The 19,240-nt window shown below is 38.2% G+C and carries 19 protein-coding genes; 7 read left to right on the plus strand and 12 right to left on the minus strand.

All coding sequences use genetic code 11. From position 1 onward, the window contains the following. The first annotated feature begins 132 nt into the window (after nucleotides 1-132). Entirely contained in the window at nucleotides 133-798 is a 666-nt protein-coding gene (locus IV512_RS18820; RefSeq protein ID WP_209406180.1) for a uracil-DNA glycosylase family protein, read from the plus strand. 359 nt (nucleotides 799-1,157) lie between these two features. Next, nucleotides 1,158-3,707 (plus strand): phosphoenolpyruvate carboxylase, encoded by a 2,550-nt coding sequence (locus IV512_RS18825; protein ID WP_209406182.1) that lies wholly within the window; start codon nucleotides 1,158-1,160, stop codon nucleotides 3,705-3,707. A 338-nt stretch (nucleotides 3,708-4,045) separates the two neighbouring features. Here the strand turns inward: IV512_RS18825 and IV512_RS18830 are convergent, their stop codons facing one another. From IV512_RS18830 to IV512_RS18885, 12 genes are all read right to left on the minus strand, one after another. Next, nucleotides 4,046-4,573, minus strand: a complete 528-nt coding sequence (locus tag IV512_RS18830) for a DinB family protein (protein ID WP_209406184.1) — start codon at nucleotides 4,571-4,573, stop codon at nucleotides 4,046-4,048. Between the two features lie 13 nt (nucleotides 4,574-4,586). Further along, a complete protein-coding gene (trpA, locus tag IV512_RS18835; protein ID WP_209406186.1) occupies nucleotides 4,587-5,348 on the minus strand; it encodes a tryptophan synthase subunit alpha in 762 nt (253 codons plus the stop codon). 90 nt (nucleotides 5,349-5,438) lie between these two features. After that, a complete protein-coding gene (locus IV512_RS18840) occupies nucleotides 5,439-6,161 on the minus strand; it encodes a DUF3784 domain-containing protein (RefSeq protein WP_209406188.1) in 723 nt (240 codons plus the stop codon). Nucleotides 6,162-6,192: 31 nt separating this feature from the next. Continuing rightward, the gene (gene trpB, locus IV512_RS18845) at nucleotides 6,193-7,374 is read right to left on the minus strand and encodes a tryptophan synthase subunit beta (protein ID WP_209406190.1); all 1,182 of its coding nucleotides are present in this window, start codon (nucleotides 7,372-7,374) and stop codon (nucleotides 6,193-6,195) included. Nucleotides 7,375-7,385: 11 nt separating this feature from the next. Next, a complete protein-coding gene (locus tag IV512_RS18850) occupies nucleotides 7,386-8,069 on the minus strand; it encodes a phosphoribosylanthranilate isomerase (protein ID WP_209406192.1) in 684 nt (227 codons plus the stop codon). 16 nt (nucleotides 8,070-8,085) lie between these two features. Next, nucleotides 8,086-8,871 carry an indole-3-glycerol phosphate synthase TrpC gene (gene trpC, locus IV512_RS18855; protein WP_209406194.1) on the minus strand — a complete coding sequence of 262 codons (786 nt, stop codon included), beginning with the start codon at nucleotides 8,869-8,871 and terminating at the stop codon, nucleotides 8,086-8,088. A gap of 25 nt (nucleotides 8,872-8,896) precedes the next feature. Continuing rightward, nucleotides 8,897-9,889 (minus strand): anthranilate phosphoribosyltransferase, encoded by a 993-nt coding sequence (gene trpD / locus IV512_RS18860; protein ID WP_209406196.1) that lies wholly within the window; start codon nucleotides 9,887-9,889, stop codon nucleotides 8,897-8,899. Nucleotides 9,890-9,930: 41 nt separating this feature from the next. Continuing rightward, nucleotides 9,931-10,494: an aminodeoxychorismate/anthranilate synthase component II gene (locus tag IV512_RS18865; protein WP_209406198.1), complete on the minus strand. Its 564-nt coding sequence runs from the start codon at nucleotides 10,492-10,494 to the stop codon at nucleotides 9,931-9,933. 2 nt (nucleotides 10,495-10,496) lie between these two features. After that, entirely contained in the window at nucleotides 10,497-11,894 is a 1,398-nt protein-coding gene (locus IV512_RS18870; RefSeq protein WP_209406200.1) for an anthranilate synthase component I family protein, read from the minus strand. Nucleotides 11,895-12,192: 298 nt separating this feature from the next. Then, a complete protein-coding gene (locus IV512_RS18875; protein WP_209406202.1) occupies nucleotides 12,193-12,768 on the minus strand; it encodes a YceI family protein in 576 nt (191 codons plus the stop codon). 36 nt (nucleotides 12,769-12,804) lie between these two features. After that, nucleotides 12,805-13,437, minus strand: coding sequence for an NAD(P)H-dependent oxidoreductase (locus IV512_RS18880; RefSeq protein WP_209406204.1), 633 nt, complete (start codon nucleotides 13,435-13,437; stop codon nucleotides 12,805-12,807). Between the two features lie 21 nt (nucleotides 13,438-13,458). Then, on the minus strand, nucleotides 13,459-13,905 hold the full coding sequence (locus IV512_RS18885) for a MarR family winged helix-turn-helix transcriptional regulator (RefSeq protein WP_209406206.1): 447 nt from the start codon (nucleotides 13,903-13,905) through the stop codon (nucleotides 13,459-13,461). A gap of 176 nt (nucleotides 13,906-14,081) precedes the next feature. Here IV512_RS18885 and IV512_RS18890 point away from each other — a divergent pair, with 176 nt between their 5' ends. The 5 genes from IV512_RS18890 (at nucleotide 14,082) to IV512_RS18905 (ending at nucleotide 19,220) form a co-directional block, all read left to right on the plus strand. Then, the gene (locus tag IV512_RS18890) at nucleotides 14,082-14,390 is read left to right on the plus strand and encodes a rhodanese-like domain-containing protein (RefSeq protein WP_209406208.1); all 309 of its coding nucleotides are present in this window, start codon (nucleotides 14,082-14,084) and stop codon (nucleotides 14,388-14,390) included. 91 nt (nucleotides 14,391-14,481) lie between these two features. Further along, a complete protein-coding gene (locus IV512_RS18895; RefSeq protein WP_209406210.1) occupies nucleotides 14,482-15,756 on the plus strand; it encodes a DUF2851 family protein in 1,275 nt (424 codons plus the stop codon). A gap of 43 nt (nucleotides 15,757-15,799) precedes the next feature. Continuing rightward, the gene (locus IV512_RS19935; RefSeq protein WP_100871310.1) at nucleotides 15,800-16,027 is read left to right on the plus strand and encodes a PspC domain-containing protein; all 228 of its coding nucleotides are present in this window, start codon (nucleotides 15,800-15,802) and stop codon (nucleotides 16,025-16,027) included. 2 nt (nucleotides 16,028-16,029) lie between these two features. Further along, a complete protein-coding gene (locus IV512_RS18900; RefSeq protein WP_209406212.1) occupies nucleotides 16,030-17,037 on the plus strand; it encodes a TrkA family potassium uptake protein in 1,008 nt (335 codons plus the stop codon). Nucleotides 17,038-17,150: 113 nt separating this feature from the next. After that, the gene (locus tag IV512_RS18905; protein WP_209406213.1) at nucleotides 17,151-19,220 is read left to right on the plus strand and encodes an amino acid carrier protein; all 2,070 of its coding nucleotides are present in this window, start codon (nucleotides 17,151-17,153) and stop codon (nucleotides 19,218-19,220) included. Nucleotides 19,221-19,240 lie beyond the last annotated feature (20 nt).

Below are 19,240 nucleotides of genomic sequence, written 5' to 3' on the forward strand. Positions count from 1 at the left end.
TAAACCTTAATCCATTCGATAGCGGTAAATGTGAATTTAATTTGTGTGTGGGGTACATTTAAAGATAATTAGGTTAGGTTACAGGTATATGTCAATTAGTATCTTTGACCGAATTAAAAGTTTTCGACACTATTGTTTTTGCATACGCATCCATACGAACCTTTCCTATTTCCTGAAGCTACCAAGTTAATTGTAGGTACGTTGCCACCACCTAGGTTCACGGTCGGTGAACTTAAACCGGATGATGTCGATTTTTGTTACGGTAGTCGCAACGGAATGTTATGGCCAATTTTAGACCGAATTTTCGATTTGGATTTAAAATATGAAACTACTGATTTTGCTACCTGGCAACGCAAAGAATTTTTAATAAAAAGAAAAATAGGGGTCTGCGATATAGTAGAAAGTGCCGAGCGCTTAAAAATCGATGCTTCCGATTTGGGGATGCAAAATGTCGAATTAAGAAACCTTATTGCATATTTAGAAGCGTTCGAAAATTTAAAGACCATCCTCTTTATGGGAGGCAATAGTAAAAACGGTCCTGAATATTTTTTTCGTCGCTTAATAAAACCCTATGCTATAAAACTTCGACCAGTTTCTAAAACGGTACCTCGTATTTATACCTTTACGCTGCCAAGATCGAAAAGAAAAATTACAACGGTTTCACTTACCGCACCTTCAGGGGCGGCAAATAGAGCAGTGGGTAGCCTTGATTCGTATAAGGGTAAGAAGGCGGAAAACCCCAACTATAATACCCTTGATTTTAGGGTCGAGCAATACCAGCCATTTTTTCTGGATTAGAATTTTACTTTTCCTCGTTAATTTCTTATGTTATCGAACCTGAAATTTGACTTTCAGAAGTGAAGTTCTTGTAAACTAAAAAGAGCCCTGTCTTTCGACAAAGCTCTTTTACGAGAACACTATATGAAAATGAAAAAATTTACTTCTGAATTATTACATGATAAAAGTATCTAGCTCTCATAGAATATTGAAATTATTGTTGTGAACACTGTTGTTTTTGTAGTGTAGGTAGGTATTTTTGTTATAAGATGAATTCTCAGGTTGGCAATCATGTCAGAATGCCGATATTTATAGGGCGCAATTGGGTTTGTTGCTATAAATAAAGGTTCTAACCAATAATATATTTATTACAAAAGCTTATGCAACAGCAAGATGAAAAACTGAACGAGTTTAAAAAATCGGTCAATAATAAATTCAACGTATATAACAGCTTATTCTTGAACCTTCCTTATAGGAATATCGAGAATGTAGGTATACTTATACCGTTATTACTAGATCAATGTCAAAGAGGGTTGGCTTCCGGTCAAAATCCACAGGAAATTTTAGAAGATTTTTTTCAGAATTATGTGAAAATTGAATCGGAAAAAGAGCGTATCGATTTTATGTTCCGTATTATTCAATACGTAGAAAGGCAAGTTGTACTTTATGATAGTGTCGAAGATGCCGCTTTTCCGAAGTTACAAGAATACAGAAGGTCGTTGAGCATAAAAGATTATTTCGAACTGGTCGATAAGAACAAAAGCTGGGACAAGGTTTCAAAAAAACTTTCAACTTTTAGTGCGCGTATCGTTTTAACTGCACACCCCACTCAGTTTTATACTCCAGCAGTATTAGACATTATTGAAGATCTTCGTACTTTAATTTTAGAAGACCGTATCGACGATATCGATGTGACTTTACAGCAGTTGGGCCTTACTTCACTGTTGAACGCTAAAAAGCCCACGCCTTTAGATGAAGCGAAAAATATCATTTATATCTTGCGTCATACCTATTATGATGCGGTAGGTGAGCTTTATGCTTACATCAAAGACAACATTAAAAAAGCCGATTTCGATAACCATAATATTATGAAACTTGGTTTTTGGCCTGGTGGAGATAGAGATGGTAACCCGTACGTTACAGCACCCATTACCAAAGATGTTGCCGATGAACTGCGCATAACATTAATGAAATGTTATTATAATGACCTTAAGCGTATTCAGAAGAAGTTGACCTTTAAAGGGGTTCAAGAGCCCATTAGAAAATTAAGGAGCAATCTTTATACGGCCATGTTCGATAGTTCTAAAACCGTAGGTTATGAAGATATATTACAACCACTATTAGACATTAGAGAACTTCTCGTCAGTAAATACCATAGTATATATTTAAAAGAACTCGATTTCTTTTTAGATAAGGTCAAAATATTTAAAACGCACTTTGCAACTTTAGATATTCGTCAAGATCATAGCAAGCACATATTGGTGGTAGAGTCTGCTTTGAAGCAGAATAAGCTGATCAAAGAATCTATCGACGAACTCTCTCAAGACGAGCTCGTAGACTTACTGATCAATAAAGATCTTAAATTAGACCCATCGGATTATTCGGAGGATATCGTTATAGATACCATCAACAATATCTCTCAACTTAAGGCAATTCAGGCTACCAACGGCGAAGAAGGCTGCAACCGCTATATTATAAGTAACTCAGAAGATATTTTCTCAGTTCTTTTTGTTTACGGACTGTTCAGATGGTGCGGTTGGAAGGATAAAGACATCACTTTTGATATCATTCCACTTTTCGAAACCATGAAAGGTATGGATGGTGCCGAAGAAACTATGGAAACCCTTTTTGATTTACCTGCCTATAGAGAGCATTTAGAAAAGAGAAACAATAATCAGACTATAATGTTGGGCTTCTCGGATGGTACAAAAGATGGGGGTTATTTAAAGGCCAACTGGGCTATTCTCAAAACCAAGGAAACCTTGTCGAAAGTTTGTGATAAAAATGGTATTAAAGCGATATTCTTCGATGGCCGTGGCGGACCACCGGCACGTGGTGGCGGAAAAACACATAGGTTCTATGCAGCGCAGACAAAGGGTGTGGCCAACAACGAGATTCAATTGACCATTCAGGGGCAGACTATAACCAGTACTTATGGTACCAAAGAGCATTTTATACACAACAGTGAGCAGTTATTGACTGCTGGTCTTAGCAACAACCTTTTTGGCAAAGAGAATGTAATCTCTGCGAAACAGCGAAAATTGATAGAAGAGCTTTCAGAATTGAGTTTTGAAAAATATGATGCACTCAAGAACCACGAAATGTTCATACCATATCTAGAGAATAGAAGTACCTTAAAATATTACCAAAAAGCGAATATCGGTAGTAGACCGGGTAAACGTGGTAATAAGAAACAATTAGAACTAAGCGATTTAAGAGCAATTTCTTTTGTAGGTTCATGGAGTCAGTTGAAACAGAATGTTCCGGGTTATTTCGGGCTCGGTACCGCTATTCAGACGTTGAAAGATGACGGTAGATTGTCTGAAATCAAAAAGCTGTATAAAGAGGTGCCTTTCTTTAAAGCTTTGATGTTGAACAGTATGATGTCTCTTTCAAAATGTTATTTTGAATTGACCAGTTATATGAAGGAGGATAAAAAGTATGGTGATTTTTGGAATATTCTTCATGAGGAATTTTTACTGTCTAAAAAGATGTTGTTGACGATTTCTGGAAGCAAGGTTCTTATGGAAAACGAAGCGGTATCCAGAGAGTCGATTCGCATACGTGAGAACATTGTGTTGCCGCTATTGGTAATCCAGCAGTTTGCCTTACAGAAAATAGGTCAAGATTCTTCCTATCTAGACGAATATGAGAAAATTGTAACTCGTTCCCTTTACGGAAATATTAATGCCAGCAGAAACTCGGCATAATTAATACCATCCGAAGAAAATCAAAAACCCCGAAAATCAATTTGATTTCGGGGTTTTTTAGATTTGGTTACTTTAGATTTATATCAAACTACTTTTTATTCTGTTGATTTTTAATAGTTCTTTCGTCAATATCGAATTTATTATGATCAACATTGGTATTAGCTGTAGGATTCGTAGGATTACTTTGCTCCGTCTTCCTTCTCAATTTTTTATCTTTTATAATTCCCATATCCTTTTGTTTTAATGTGAATACTTAATATAAAGAATAGCGCTTAAAAATTGCGTTAAAGGGGTGGTAAGTCTTTGTTAGAGAGTGTTAAAAAAGGTAGGGGCAGAGCTTATTCTTTTTCTGATTCTAAGATACTGGCTGTTACCAGCAATTGGCCAACATGTCTCTGCGCATGTTCGGCGGCATGAAACAATAAGCCGATAACGGTACTGGGTAATTCTTTACGCCCTACGGTTCGCTTCTCTTTTAATTCCGCATCAGAGAGTGTTTTAAAATATTCCAGTGCTCTATAGACTTTCTTATCTAACGCATTTATAAGTAAAGCGATGCTAAGTTTATGATTGGCCACTCCCTCTTTTTTTAAATAATCGAATTGTAAATCGGATAAGGGCAAAGCCTTAGAATATGTCATCATACGGTCTAATACACCTGTCATATGCTGAATATGAAAACCAATGGATGCCCTGCCCACAGGTTTTTTCCAGAGTAGGTTTTCGGGCAAATCTGTGGTGTATTTATGAACATCTTCAGAAGCTTGCAAAAGTGCATGTGCCGCTGGCTGCAAGAGAGCAGGTATTCCCTCAATAGGTCCTCGCAGCCAAACTTCATGTGTTTTCTTTTCTTTAGAATGTTGCATAAATAAGTATCGCTTAGCGTATTTTAGTAATAAAATCGCTTATATTTTCTGTTCCGTGATTCGTTAGATGCTTTATAAAGGCTGAACCGATGATGGCCCCCTTGGCTGATTTTGTAGCCTGATTAAAAGTCTCTGAATTACTGATGCCGAAGCCGACGATTTGCGGATTCGTCAGATTCATTTCGGCAATACGCTCGAAGTAGCTTTGCTGCTCTTTCCCAAATCCTGTTTTTGCTCCAGTGACACTTGCCGAACTCACCATATAAATAAAACCTGCTGAGACGGAGTCTATAAACCGTATGCGTTCATCTGAAGTTTGGGGTGTAATTAAAAAGACATTGATTAATCCGTACTTTTCAAAAATAGAGCGGTATTCATCGTTGTAAACATCTACAGGCAAATCAGGAATAATGAGTCCGTCAATACCAATGTCTTGACATTTTTTACAGAAATTCTCGACGCCATATTGTAAAATGGGGTTAAAATATCCCATAATTATCAGAGGAATAGATACCGTTTTGCGGATATCTTTCAGTTGCTCAAAAAGTATTTCGGTGGTCATTCCATTTTTTAGGGCTGCTGTGGAGCTTTCTTGAATGGTAGGTCCATCGGCTAACGGATCGCTGAACGGAAGTCCGATTTCTATAAGGTCGACACCACTAGACTCCAAACCTTGTATTATCTCTATTGTATCATCTAACGCTGGATAACCTGCCGTGAAATATATCGACAGAATTTTTTTGTTTTCTTGTAATTTTTGATGGATTCTATTCATTATATGTTTTGTTCCCTATTCTTCCCAATTAGTATTGCATCACTAAAGGAATCATTAATAATATTTTACTTGTATTGATATACCTTCAAGCTATTTAGAGCTTATGCTTCTTAGTTTATTATAAATTTCTTGAGGAGAAATGCTCCTAGGTGAGTAATATATTCTGCTACCACTATTTTTTGTTAATAATAAATACTGTTCAGACTCACCGTTAATAACCAGTTTAATTCGTTTGCCATCTTCGGTTTCATAATGTCCCTTATGAAAGTTACCTGCAGAAAAGCCGTTGGTGCGTTTTTTTATTTTTGGAAGATTATCTGTCAGCTCAATAGATTTAATTTGATCAAGTGCTATTTCTTCCCCATAAAATCCTTCGATTATGATTTTGTCATTTTTTAAATAAATCTCGTCTTCTTTATAACCCTGGTAGAAAACCAAACCAACAAAAACAAGAGACAGTGCCAAGACGATTACCGCAATCTTGGTTTTATTTTTGCTTCTTTCCACATCTTTGAAGTATTGTTTGCTGTTCCATGTAAAATACAAGTAGGCTAAAATTGGATAAATTCCCAAAAATAAACCTAGGGCGTTGGTATTAATATAATTTAATAGGATTCCTATGCCAATGTAGGAAAGACCTAAAAAGAGATGGAATTTTTTAAAGTACCTTAAATAGGGTCTGATCAGAACTTTTCTTTGCTGTTCCCTAGGCATGGTATTGTAGCCTGAAAGAAGGTATTGGGCGTTTTTTTCGTTGATGAGATAGCCAATACCTATAAAAAGAAGTCCGATACCTATTAAGGGATATAGCATAAATTTGAGATTTACAGAAAACCTATTTAACTCATAAATTGAAATGATCAATGTAAGTATTTAAATCTTTATCTCCACGACCTGAAAGGTTAATCACGACTATATCGTCTGCATTAAATTTTCTTTCTTCTAAAATAGCGAAGGCGTGTGATGACTCTATTGCTGGAATTATCCCTTCTAATTTAGAAATCATCAAACCGGCTTCCATAGCGGCATTATCGGTAATTGAAATAAATTCTCCTCGACCCGATTTGAATAGGTGGGCATGCATTGGTCCCACACCTGGATAGTCCAATCCAGCGGAAATGGAATATGGTTCGGTGATTTGTCCGTCTGCGGTCTGCATGAGCAATGTTTTGCTGCCATGAATAATGCCTACTTTGCCCAAGGCTGAAGTCGCAGCACTCTCCCCCGAATCAATACCTTTACCGGCAGCTTCTACAGCAATTATACCCACATTTTCGTTGTCTAGAAAATGATAGTAGGCGCCAGCGGCATTGCTGCCTCCACCCACACAAGCAACCACATAATCGGGGTTTTCACGACCTTCCTTTTCTTTCAATTGCCACTTGATTTCTTCGGAAATTATAGCTTGAAATCTTGCGACCATATCAGGGTAGGGGTGTGGACCGACTACAGATCCAATGATATAGTGGGTGTCTACCGGGTTGTTGATCCAATCGCGAATGGCTTCGTTCGTAGCATCTTTTAAGGTTCTACTCCCAGATTTGGCGGGCCGTACTTCGGCACCCAACATTTTCATACGGGCAACATTCGGGGCCTGACGTTCAATATCTATCTCACCCATATAAACGACACACTTGATACCCATTAAAGCACATACGGTGGCTGTGGCGACCCCATGTTGACCTGCACCTGTTTCTGCGATTATACGGTTCTTGCCCAATCTTTTTGCCATTAAAATTTGACCGATGGTATTATTGACTTTATGAGCACCGGTATGGCAAAGGTCTTCTCGCTTAAGGTAGATTTTAGTATTGTATTTTTTCGATAGGCGCTCTGCAAAATAGAGTGGGGTAGGGCGACCCACGTAATCTTTCAACAATTGCTCAAACTCCTCTTTAAAAGAAGCCTCTTGCATGATAATAATATAATTTTGGCGAAGTTCTTCACAGTTGGGGTAGAGCATTTCAGGAATATACGCCCCGCCGAATTCACCATAGTAGCCTTTACTGTTTGCGTTGTACGACATGTTCTTTCTCGTTAATCGTTTGTATTGAGCAGTTTTTTAAATTCTTTGATTTTTGCTGCTTCCTTTAGACCGGGTTTAATTTCAAATTTACTGTTCACATCAATGGCATGGCAGAATCTTGCTTCCGGTCTTTTTATAAATTCATGGATAGAATCAAGTTCATCTAAGCCTATACCTCCACTTAAAAAATAAGGTTTGGTCGAGGGGTAATCTTCGAGCACTTTCCAGTCGAAGGCAAAGCCATTACCGCCCGGTAATTTTCCTTTGGTGTCAAAGAGATAAAAATCACAATTGTCTTCGAAATCCAATAGGGTATCAAAATTGAAATTATCCTTTATGGAAAAGACCTTAATAATGGCAACATGCTTTGCTTTTTCTTTGAGCTGGGCACAGTATTCCGCAGTTTCATTACCGTGAAGTTGTATCAGTAGCAAATTAAAGTCTTGTATGCTCCGTAAAACCTTTTCAATGGTTTCGTCTACAAATACCCCAACCTTTTTAATGGTATGAGGTATGGGTGGCATATTTCCGTCGAAAGAACGTTTGCTGTTCTTCCAAAAAATAAACCCTAGATAATCAGGCTGTAGCGAGGCTATTTCAGCCGTATTATGGTTCATGCCACAAACCTTTAACTTTAACCTATCGTTCGCAACGGTCGAAGGTTTTTCTTTTGAGTTTGTGTAATGGTAATTCATATTTAACGACACTTTCTTAGTTTTTAAGTGTTTCTATGAAAGATTTTGCATGCTCGCCAGGATTATCCGTTTTCATGAAATTCTCACCGATTAAGAAGCCTTGGTAGCCGTATGGTTTTAATTCTTTTATGGCTTCCGATGAACTAATGCCACTTTCGGAAACCTTAACAAATTCATCAGGTATCATTTCGGCCAAAGATTTGCTGGTATTCAAGCTGACCTCGAAAGTCTTAAGGTTTCGATTATTTACCCCTAACATATCTAAACTCGGCATAATTGATTTGTGAAGTTCTTCTTCGTTGTGAACTTCTAAAAGTACGTCTAAATCGAGACTCTTGGCCAATTCTGAAAAAGACTTGATTTCTTTCTTCGATAAAATAGCCGCTATTAAAAGAATGACATCTGCGCCATAAGCCTTAGCTTCTAAAATCTGATATTCGTCAATGATGAACTCTTTTCTCAAAAGAGGCATTTCAACGGTGGCACGGGCCAATAATAAATCATCTAACGAACCGCCAAAATATTTGCCGTCTGTAAGAACCGACATACCGCAAACCCCTGCATCTTCATAGCCTTTGGCCACGTCTTGAACATTCAGCCCTTGGTTTATTTCCGATTTTGAAGGCGATCGCCTCTTATGTTCGGCAATAATACCGGTGGTGGTGTTACGAAGGGCATTCGTCAAAGAGACGTTCGGCCGCCCGAATAAAACAGAATTCTCAAGTTGGCTTACGGGAATCAATGATTTTTTTAAATCTACTTCTTTCCGTTTATCGATTACAATCTTGTCAAGTATATTCATTGCTTGCTACTGTACTAAATTTTGACTAGGCACTTAGATCTTGTAATTTCTTTAAAGCTTTGAGTCCGTTCCCATTTAAAAGAGATTCTTTTGCTTGGTCGAAACCTTCTTTGGGACTTAAATTTTTGACTGTGGCAATCGCAACCCCTGCATTGGCACAAACCACATTGTTTTGGGCCTCGGTGCCACGGCCCTGCAATACGTTCAAGAAAATTTGGGCTGATTCTTCTATGGAGTCACCACCAACAATTTCTGATTGTTTGACCATTTTAACTCCGAAATCTTCAGGGTCTAACATGTTCTCGGTGTGATTGGAAATCGTTTTTGTGCTTCCGGTAAGGGAGATTTCATCATAACCGTCCAAAGCATGAAGTACCGTAAATTTCTTATCGGTATTCTGATAGAGATAGCCATACATTCTAGCGAGTTCGAGATTGAAAACCCCGACCATTTGGTTTTTAGGAAATGCCGGGTTGACCATGGGCCCCAACATATTGAAAAAGGTCTTTACGCCCAGTTCTCTTCGTATAGGGGCCACATTTTTCATTGCCGGATGAAATAGGGGGGCATGTAGCACACAAATACCTGCCTCATCGATTGATTTTCTCAAAAAATCTGCTTCATTGCTAAATTTGATTCCCAAAAATTCCATCACATTACTGCTTCCGCATTTTGAAGAAACCCCGTAATTACCGTGTTTGGTCACTTTAACGTCAGCACCAGCGGTAACGAACGATGCCAATGTAGAAATGTTGAACGTGTCTTTACCATCGCCTCCAGTTCCGCAAAGATCTATGGGGTTGTATTCCGATAGGTCAACAGCCAAGCATAGTTCTAAAAGGGCATCGCGAAAACCTTCCAATTCTTCAATGGTAATGCTACGCATCATGTAAACGGTGAGAAAGGCTGCAATTTGACTGGTATTATATTCACCTTTGGCTATGTTGACCAATACCTGCTTGGCATCTTCCTTCGAAAGAAAATCATGATTGATCAGTTTGTTGAGTATATCTTTCATTGGTATTTAAACTAGGTTTTTAAAAATAGAATCAAATCGATTTACGAGGCCAACCAGTTCTTAAGCATTGTTTTACCCTCTGGTGTCAAAACCGATTCGGGATGAAATTGTACGGCACATACGTCATAAGTTTTATGTCTTAAAGACATAATTTGTCCGTTTTCATCAACCGAGGTGGCTTCAAGAACATCAGGTAAATTAGGGTTTACCACCCATGAATGATATCGGCCTACTTCAATCTCTTTGGGAATTCCGTTAAAAATCACATCCTCTTTAATTAACTTGATTTTTGTAGAAATGCCATGGTAGACCTGGTCTAGGTTAATAAGCGATGCGCCAAAAACTTCACCTATGGCCTGTTGGCCCAAACATACGCCGAATATACTTTTTGAAGCGGCATATCTTTCGATTATAGCCTTCAATAGCCCAGCCTCATCGGGTATACCCGGCCCAGGGGATAGTACAATCTTATCAAAAGCATCAACTTCTTCTAAAGTAAGTTGGTCGTTACGTTTTACGGTTACCTCACCATCTAAATCCTCTAAATAATGAACCAAGTTATAGGTAAAACTGTCGTAGTTGTCTATTACTAAAATCTTCTTCATCTTCATATCGTTTTAGCAATTTCCAATGCTTTGGTAAGAGCTCCCAATTTATTGTAGGTTTCTTGAAGTTCATCATCAGGGTCAGAAGCGGCTACTAGACCCGCCCCGGCTTGGTAATGTAATTGATGGTTCTTGCTTAAAAATGTTCGGATCATTATGGCATGGTTGAAATTCCCGTTAAAATCCATAAAACCAATGGCGCCACCATAATAACCCCTACTTGTTTTCTCGTATTTCTCAATGAGTTGCATGGCCATATGCTTTGGCGCACCGCTCAACGTACCTGCTGGGAATGTATCGGCCACGACTTTCATGGTAGTGATATTATCCTTTTTTTGCCCAGTGACTTTCGAGACCAAATGAATAACATGAGAAAAGAACTGTACTTCTCTATAATTGGTTACTTCAACCATATTACCGTTACGGCTAAGATCATTTCTGGCAAGATCAACCAGCATTACATGCTCGCTATTTTCTTTATCGTCTTCGGTCAGTTCTTTGGCCAAAATAGCATCTTTTTCGTCGTTTCCGGTACGCTTGAAAGTGCCGGCAATCGGGTGTATTTCAGCCAAGCCATCTTTGACGATAAGTTGTGCCTCGGGCGAGCTACCAAAAATTTTGAAATCTCCGTAATCAAAATAAAAGAGATAGGGCGAAGGGTTTATCGAACGTAACGCTCTATAGACATTAAACTCATCTCCTTTAAAATCTTGAGAAAATCTTCTAGACAATACCAACTGAAAAACATCGCCCCTGTGGCAGTGTTTTTTTGCCAAGCGAACATGTTCTCGATACTCTTCATCTTCAAGGTTAGAGACGGGCTCACCTTCCATAGAAAAATTATAGGAAGCAAAATTACGCACGTTAAGAATCTGTTCTATCTTAGAAATATTCTCATCGCTTTCATAACAATGGGCAAAAAGATAGGCCTCGTTCTTAAAATGATTGATGGCAATTATATTTTGATACACCGCATAGTAAATATCGGGTATGGCGATCGAGTCTTCTTTTTTACTTAAAGCTACATCTTCGAAGTAACGAACGGCATCATAGGCCATATAGCCAAAAAGACCATTATTAATGAATTTGAAGTCATTGTCTTCGGTATCGAATTGTTGACCAAAATCGTGAATGGCCTGTACAACATCGGTCTTTTGCGTTACCGGTTCTTCGAAAGAAGTGCCATCAGGGTATTGCCTGACAATAATTTCGTTTTCAAGTTTTATTGAAGCTATGGGATTGCAACAGATGTACGAGAAGCTATTATCATTCGTATGATAGTCGCTACTCTCCAATAAAATACTGTTCGGAAAACGATCACGAATCTTTAGATAGACACTCACCGGGGTAATGGTATCGGCAAGTATTTTTTTGTAATGTGTCTTTAATTTATACTTCATTTTAAATAGTGTTCAAAAGGAAAAGGCTTGTCGTGATTGACAAGCCTTTATATAGTTTTACTACAATAGTGGACCGCTCACGAAGTTTGTCGAGAGTTATTCCACCACCAAGTATTTATGCTGTTATTGTACATTGGTTCAAATATAGAAATCATTTTCAAAAACCACAAATCAAAATTGCGCAAAAAAAATCGGCTTACCATAATGCCCGCTACGAAATAAAAACCCCCGCTTACTCTTAGCCAATAAGCGGGGGCAAAACTTGTGAGGTCAAGTTTATTATGAATTTTATTTTCTCTTAGAATTCTAAATCGACAACTAGGTCAAATTCATCATAGATGGTCTTATCACCTAGGTTCTCAAAGAAACTGCCTGATCCGTATTTAATGTCATACTTAGTTCTATCGACTTTTACAGTTGCCGTCGCCTTACTTCCATAAACGGAAACATCAAAAACAACTGGCTTGGTAATACCTTTAATGGTCAAATCACCAGTTACTTCATAAGAGTTTTTCCCGGTTGATTTTACTTCTTTAAAGATCAATTTAGAAGTTTCGTGTTTTTCCACACCAAAGAAGTCATCCGCTTTAAGGTGACCTTCTAATTTACCTTTTCCATCACCTTCCATATCAGTAGAGATTAGGCTAGTCATATCTGCAACAAACTCTCCTCCTGTTAACTTATCTCCATCGAAAGTTAGAGATCCCGACTGTAAATCTACTGTTCCGGTATGTGATCCTGTAACTTTATATGCCTTCCAGGTAATGGTACTGGCATCTGTTTTCACTTCTTTTTTCTCTTCGGCAACAGGTTCTGTTGCGGTAGCTGATCCAAAAACCAAGGCTAATGCCAAACTAAAAATTCCTTTTTTCATAATTTCAATAAATTTAGTAATAATGTTTGTAAATGATTATAAATGAGCGATTAAATTCTCTTTTGATTTTCTTACTTTTTTGAAATATTGGGTCTGATCGTCTTCAGATCGGTAACCGACAGTTACAATAACCGCTGTATTTAAGTTCTGCTTATCTAAGTCTAAAATAGTGTTGAATTGTGATGAATCAAAGCCTTCCATAGGGCAGGCATCAATTTTAAGATCAGCCGCTGCCGAAAGCAGGTTGCCTAATGCAATGTAAGCTTGGCGAGCTGACCAACTAGCTTTTGCCTCATCGCTCAAAGGAACCAAGTTTGATTTCATCATTTCTGAATATCCTTTAAGCCCTTCTAAAGGAATCTCTCTTGTCTCACTAACATTTTTCAGGTAATCGTCAACCAATTCTTCACCAAAGGTGGTTTGATTGGCCAAGATGATAAGATGGGAAGCCTCGGTTATTTGAGACTGCCCCCAAGCGGCGGGTTGTAACTTGGCCCTTATTTCTTTGTCATCTATTACCAGAATTTTGTACGGCTGTAAACCATATGAAGATGCGCTCAGTGCCGTGGCTTCTAACAAAGTTTCCAAATCTTCATTGGATATAGGTTTGTCTTTATCGAATTTTTTTGTGGCATACCGCCAATTTAGATTTTTAATGTAATTGCTCATATTTATAGGGGATGTTAATAATTAAAATTTATCAAGTAGTTCATTAAAATTTTTCAGGTCACTTTCGGTCAAATTCTCTAATATTTCCTTTTCCGCATTACTCATGGCCGCATCCATCTGCAAAAGAACTTTCTCACCTTTTTCGGTGATTCTAATTTCAACCTTTCTTCTATTGCTGGGGCAAACGGTTCGGTCAACATATTCTTTCAGAATCAGTTTATCTACCAATCGGGTGGTGTTACTCATTTTCGTGACCATTCTCTCGTTTAGGGTAGACAAATTTGCCGGCTTACCCTTTTGTCCTCTTAAAATTCTTAATACGTTGAATTGCTGTGTAGAGACTTCAAAGGGCCTTAAGGTCGAATTGATGATATCGCCGACCTTGTTATGTACTAGACTCAGGTGAATGAGTGTTCTACTTTCCAAAGGCATTTTCTTATCCGTTTTTAAAATCTTCTCAACATTCATGTCTCTACAATTATTGTATATACAAATGTAAGAATATTTTATATTTTGACAATCTATTAGCTCATAAACTTTTGTTAACTAATTTTGACCTTTGATGTAAGTGAAAAGCCGTATTTTTGGCGCAAATATTTTAAAAACTATCCCAATTTTTGGGAAACACTAAATATTAGATTCGCATGGATTTATCACAACAAGTGTGGGAAGAACAGTTAGAGAATGATAATAATGCCTTTATTCTTGATGTTAGAACACCAGAAGAAGTAGAAGATGGTTATATACCCAACGCTAAAAACATAGATATACATTTAGGTCAGGGCTTCTTGGACGAAATCGAAAAATTAGATAAGTCTAAGTCATATTATGTCTATTGTCGCTCAGGAGCGCGAAGTGCCCAAGCATGTTCGATTATGAACAGTGTAGGTTTTGAAAAGGCATACAATCTTGAGGGTGGTTTTATGAATTGGGAAGGTGAAGTGACGGAGTAGTCGTTTTAATTCATCGATTAAATTTTATATTTTGGTTCAAGTACGACATCATGTGCTTGAACCTTTTGTTTTTAAAACCAATTGTAATTAAATGCGAGAAGACCTGCTCCACTTTATTTGGAAGTATAAGAAACTTGCAGTAGAAAATTTATTTACTGCAGAGGGGGAGCGGGTTGAACTATTGAATGTTGGCACTCACAACCATTTAGCAGGGCCTGATTTTTTCAATGCTAGAATAAAAATCGATGGTCAATTATGGGCAGGTAACGTTGAAATTCATCTAAAGTCATCTGACTGGTTCGCCCACGGGCATGAGAAAGACCCAAATTATAATAATGTTATTCTTCATGTGGTATGGGAGCATGATATCGATATTTTTTGTAGTAATAATGTAAGATTACCTTGTTTAGAACTTAATAAGTACATCCCAAAAAATATTCTGTCCGGGTATGAGAGCTTATTTGATAAGCGAAATGTTTCATTTATAAATTGCGAGAAAACTATAGCCCAGACTAATGTCTTTTCACTCAAAAATTGGCTTGAGCGATTGTACTTTGAACGATTGGAGAAAAAATCGGAATACGTGCATGATTTATTACAAGAATCTAATAATGACTGGGAGCAAGTGTTGTTCAAACTTTTGTTGCGAAATTTTGGTTCAAAAATCAATGGGCAAGCATTTATGACTTTGGGCAATGCACTGCCATTCAAAACTGTGAGAAAAATGAGTTCGAAAGCGTTTCGATTAGAAAGTGTTTTTCTTGGCATGTCACATCTACTTACCTCCAATGATATTGTAGATGATTACTACATTCAATTGAAAAATGAGTACATACATCAGCGATTAAAATATAGCCTTGATAGCCAAGGTGTGCTAAAGCCCGATTTTTTTAAGTTAAGACCGGCTAATTTCCCTACCGTTCGTCTTTCCCAGCTCGCGAATTTATATGCTATGCACGATTCTCTCTTTGAAAAAATTATTGCAGCTTCTACTATTGATAAACTATATGATATTTTTGAAGTTAATGCCAGTACCTATTGGAGTAATCACTTTACTTTTGGTAAAGTTTCAAAAAATAGTATGAAAAGGTTGACGAAAAAATTCGTTGATCTCTTAATAATAAACACAATACTTCCACTTAAATTTTGCCACGCTAGAGCCATCGGAAAAGATGTTAATGATTCAATAATTGAAATCATCAAAAAGCTATCACCTGAGCTTAATTCGATAATATCAAACTTCAAGAGGCAAGGTGTATCTGTCAGTAATAGTATGGATAGTCAGTCTTTACTACAATTATATAATCTCTACTGCTCTAAAAATAGGTGCTTGCAATGTAGAATTGGGGCTAGCTTATTAGAATGAAATGTTTAAATTTGATTCTATAGTTGTCCTAACTGCTGAATAAATGGACTTTTTTTATCAATTACTTTATTATTTTCAGAAACGGGGTTTCGAGGTGTGTCGCCGAATTGCCGAGCGACTAGGTATTCGAGCACGTGTCGTTAGAACATCATTCATTTACTTGACTTTTGTTACCCTTGGCTTCGGGTTTGCTTTATACCTCTTCTTGGCATTCTGGTTAAGAATCAAAGATTTGGTCTACACAAAACGAACCTCTGTTTTTGACCTTTAAATATGCTAAAGCTGTTTCGTTCAAAAATATACTTGGCCATAATACTTATGGTCATGGTACTTCTTTTTGGTGCTTTGGGGTATAGGTTCATTGCCGATTATTCATGGGTAGAAGCTTTCTATATGACCATTATCACGGTCACGACCGTTGGTTTTGGTGAGATAAGGCCCTTAAGTACCGAGGGTAAGATTTTTACAGTGTTTCTTATTATTCTCAGCGTTTTTATCTTTGCTTATGCCCTTACCGTAATTACCGAGTACATTCTTAGTAGAAATTCCCTTCAACTTTTAAAAAAGAAGAAAGTGAGAAATCAAATTGAAAATCTGAAGGATCATGTGGTTGTCTGCGGCTTTGGTCGTAACGGCATGCAGGCCGCCGAACGTTTAGAAGCTTATAAAAAACCCTTCGTGGTAATCGAAAGAGATAAAGAGATTATCGAAAAATATGAAGATGAGGTACTCTTTGTAGAGGGTGATGCAAATGAAGATGAAGTGCTTTTGCTTGCTGGCGTAGAGCGTGCTCAGTACTTAATAGCCGCTTTACCCGATGACGCTGTAAATCTTTTTGTGGTACTTTCTGCAAGGCAGCTAAATTCGAAACTTTTTATCATAAGTAGGGCTTCATTGATTACTTCTCAGAAAAAGCTGCAATTGGCAGGAGCCAACAAAGTAATTATGCCCGATAAAATTGGTGGAGACCATATGGCCTCGTTGGTGGTAATGCCCGATTTGATCACCTTTATGGATAAATTGGGTACTGAAGGCAAGAACACGACAAACCTCGAAGAAGTGGCTATCGAAAATTTCAGTAACCAGATGGATTACAATTCATTAAGGGATTTGGATTTAAGACGAAAAACGGGTTGTACGATTATCGGCTATATTGAACCAAATGGTAATTATATCATCAATCCAGAGGCAGATTTGAAGTTAGAGCCCAAAAGTAAAGTTATCGTTTTAGGGCGCCCTGAGCAAATACGAAAATTAAATGAAATGTTCCATATTAGCTAGTGGACTCTTGCGTTAATTCAACGTTATTATTTGATTGTGTAGCTAATTTTTAGGATATTGCCGCACTTGGAAAAGAAAGTTTATATAAAGTACCAAACACCAGACATTACATTATGAAGAAATTAACTCTATTATTTTTAATGCTGCTAGGTTTAGTGGCGAATTCCCAAGAGCTTACCGTTAAGGCGGCGGTCATGAATCCCTCGAAGAAAATCAATGATGGGGTTGTCGATCTTCAGGTACTCGGAGGAACTCCACCCTACAGTTATAAATGGAGTAATCAAGAAACGCCCCTCAATTCGAAAAAAACTATGGGATTGGTGGAAGGTGTACCCTACTCAGTTGTGGTATCCGATTCAAAAGGAAATTCGGTAACCAAAGTATATAAGGTAGAGACCAATGCTATCACAGAAGTATTCAACGGAACAATGACCCCAGCTGTAAAGGCCTTGGGGTCAGTTTTATTTTGGGACCCTTTTGCGGCGATCGGCATATACGATCCAGTCGCTTACGCCGATAAGAAATTGGTGAGTACACCCGGTTGGTCGGCAGAAGTAGAAGACAGGTTCGTGCTAAAAAAATGGTTGAAAGCGGAAGGTGCAAAAGTTACAAAAGGCGACCAGATCGCTATCATTTCTAGTGATAAACATGGTGAGAGAAATGTAATTGCAGAAGCAACAGGGTCCTTGAACTACTTGGTCGAGGAAGGCAAGGTAATTTATAACTCTGAAAATGCCGAGCACGTAATCGAGCAAGGGGCCCATTTTTTGGCTGAAATTATTTACGACGAACCAATTGTTATGACACACCCTAATGGTGATCCCTTGACAAAAGATATTCCCTTTATCGTAATATGGTTGGTTTTAGGGGCGTTGTTCTTTACGATTAGAATGGGCTTTATCAATGTTCGTGGGTTCAAGCATTCCATTGATTTGGCGAAGGGTAAATATGACGATCCAGATGCGCCAGGTCAAGTAACTCACTTTCAAGCTTTGGCAACGGCCGTTTCGGGTACTGTAGGTCTTGGTAATATTGCCGGGGTTGCAGTGGCGGTCTCCTTAGGAGGTGCCGGAGCTACTTTTTGGATGATTGTTTGCGGACTGTTAGGTATGTCGTCAAAGTTCGTAGAATGTACCTTAGGGGTTAAATACCGAGATATTCTTCCTGATGGCAGGGTTTTCGGTGGACCTATGAATTACTTAAGATACGGTCTAGAGAAAAGAAACATGAAAGGTTTCGGTAAAGTATTGGCCGGTCTATTTGCGGTTTTGGCCATTGGCGCCTCTTTTGGGGGCGGAAATATGTTTCAGGCCAATCAATCATTTGAGCAATTATCGGGTCAGTTTCCTGTTTTGGTGGGTAACGGGTTTTGGTTCGGTATTTTGACTGCCATTCTTGTTGGTGTAGTTATTATCGGTGGTATAAACAGTATTGCCAAGGTTACCGGTAGGGTCGTTCCTATTATGGCATCAGTATATATTATCGCTGCTCTGGCCGTCATCATAATGAACATTCAGAATATTGGTCCTGCCTTTTCAGCTATTGTTGATGGTGCCTTTAGTCCGTCTGCTTTAAAAGGGGGGATTATTGGGGTTCTAGTGGTTGGTTTTCAACGGGCAGCATTTTCAAATGAAGCTGGGGTAGGTTCTGCTGCCATTGCTCACAGTACCGCCAAGACGAACAATCCGCCTTCTGAGGGGTTTGTGGCATTGCTCGAGCCGTTTATAGACACCGTGGTAGTTTGTACGCTGACCGCCTTGGTCTTGATTTTTACGGGTATGCACGAAGTTGAAGGTTTGGCCGGAGCGCAATTGACATCAGATGCTTTCGGTAGTCAGATATCATGGTTCCCATATGTATTGGCACTGGCAGTCTTTCTTTTTGCCTTTTCGACTATGATTTCTTGGTCATACTACGGAATGCGCGCTTGGACCTATCTTTTTGGAAAGAGTAAGAAATCTGAAATGGTTTACAAGATATTGTTTTTGATATTTGTAGTGGTTGGCGCCTCGGTAAGCTTAGGTGCGGTACTCGATTTTTCAGATATGATGATCTTGGCTATGTCCTTCCCTAATATAATTGGGCTTTATATTATGTCCGGTGAGGTAAAAACAGATTTACGTGAGTATTGGACAAAATTAAAATCGAATCAACTTTTTAAAAAGCAACAGGTAGCGAAGTAGGTTTTTATCAAAGTCATAGG

The sequence above is a fragment of the Pseudozobellia sp. WGM2 genome (assembly GCF_017810075.1).
In the GTDB taxonomy this organism is placed as follows: domain Bacteria; phylum Bacteroidota; class Bacteroidia; order Flavobacteriales; family Flavobacteriaceae; genus JADNYK01.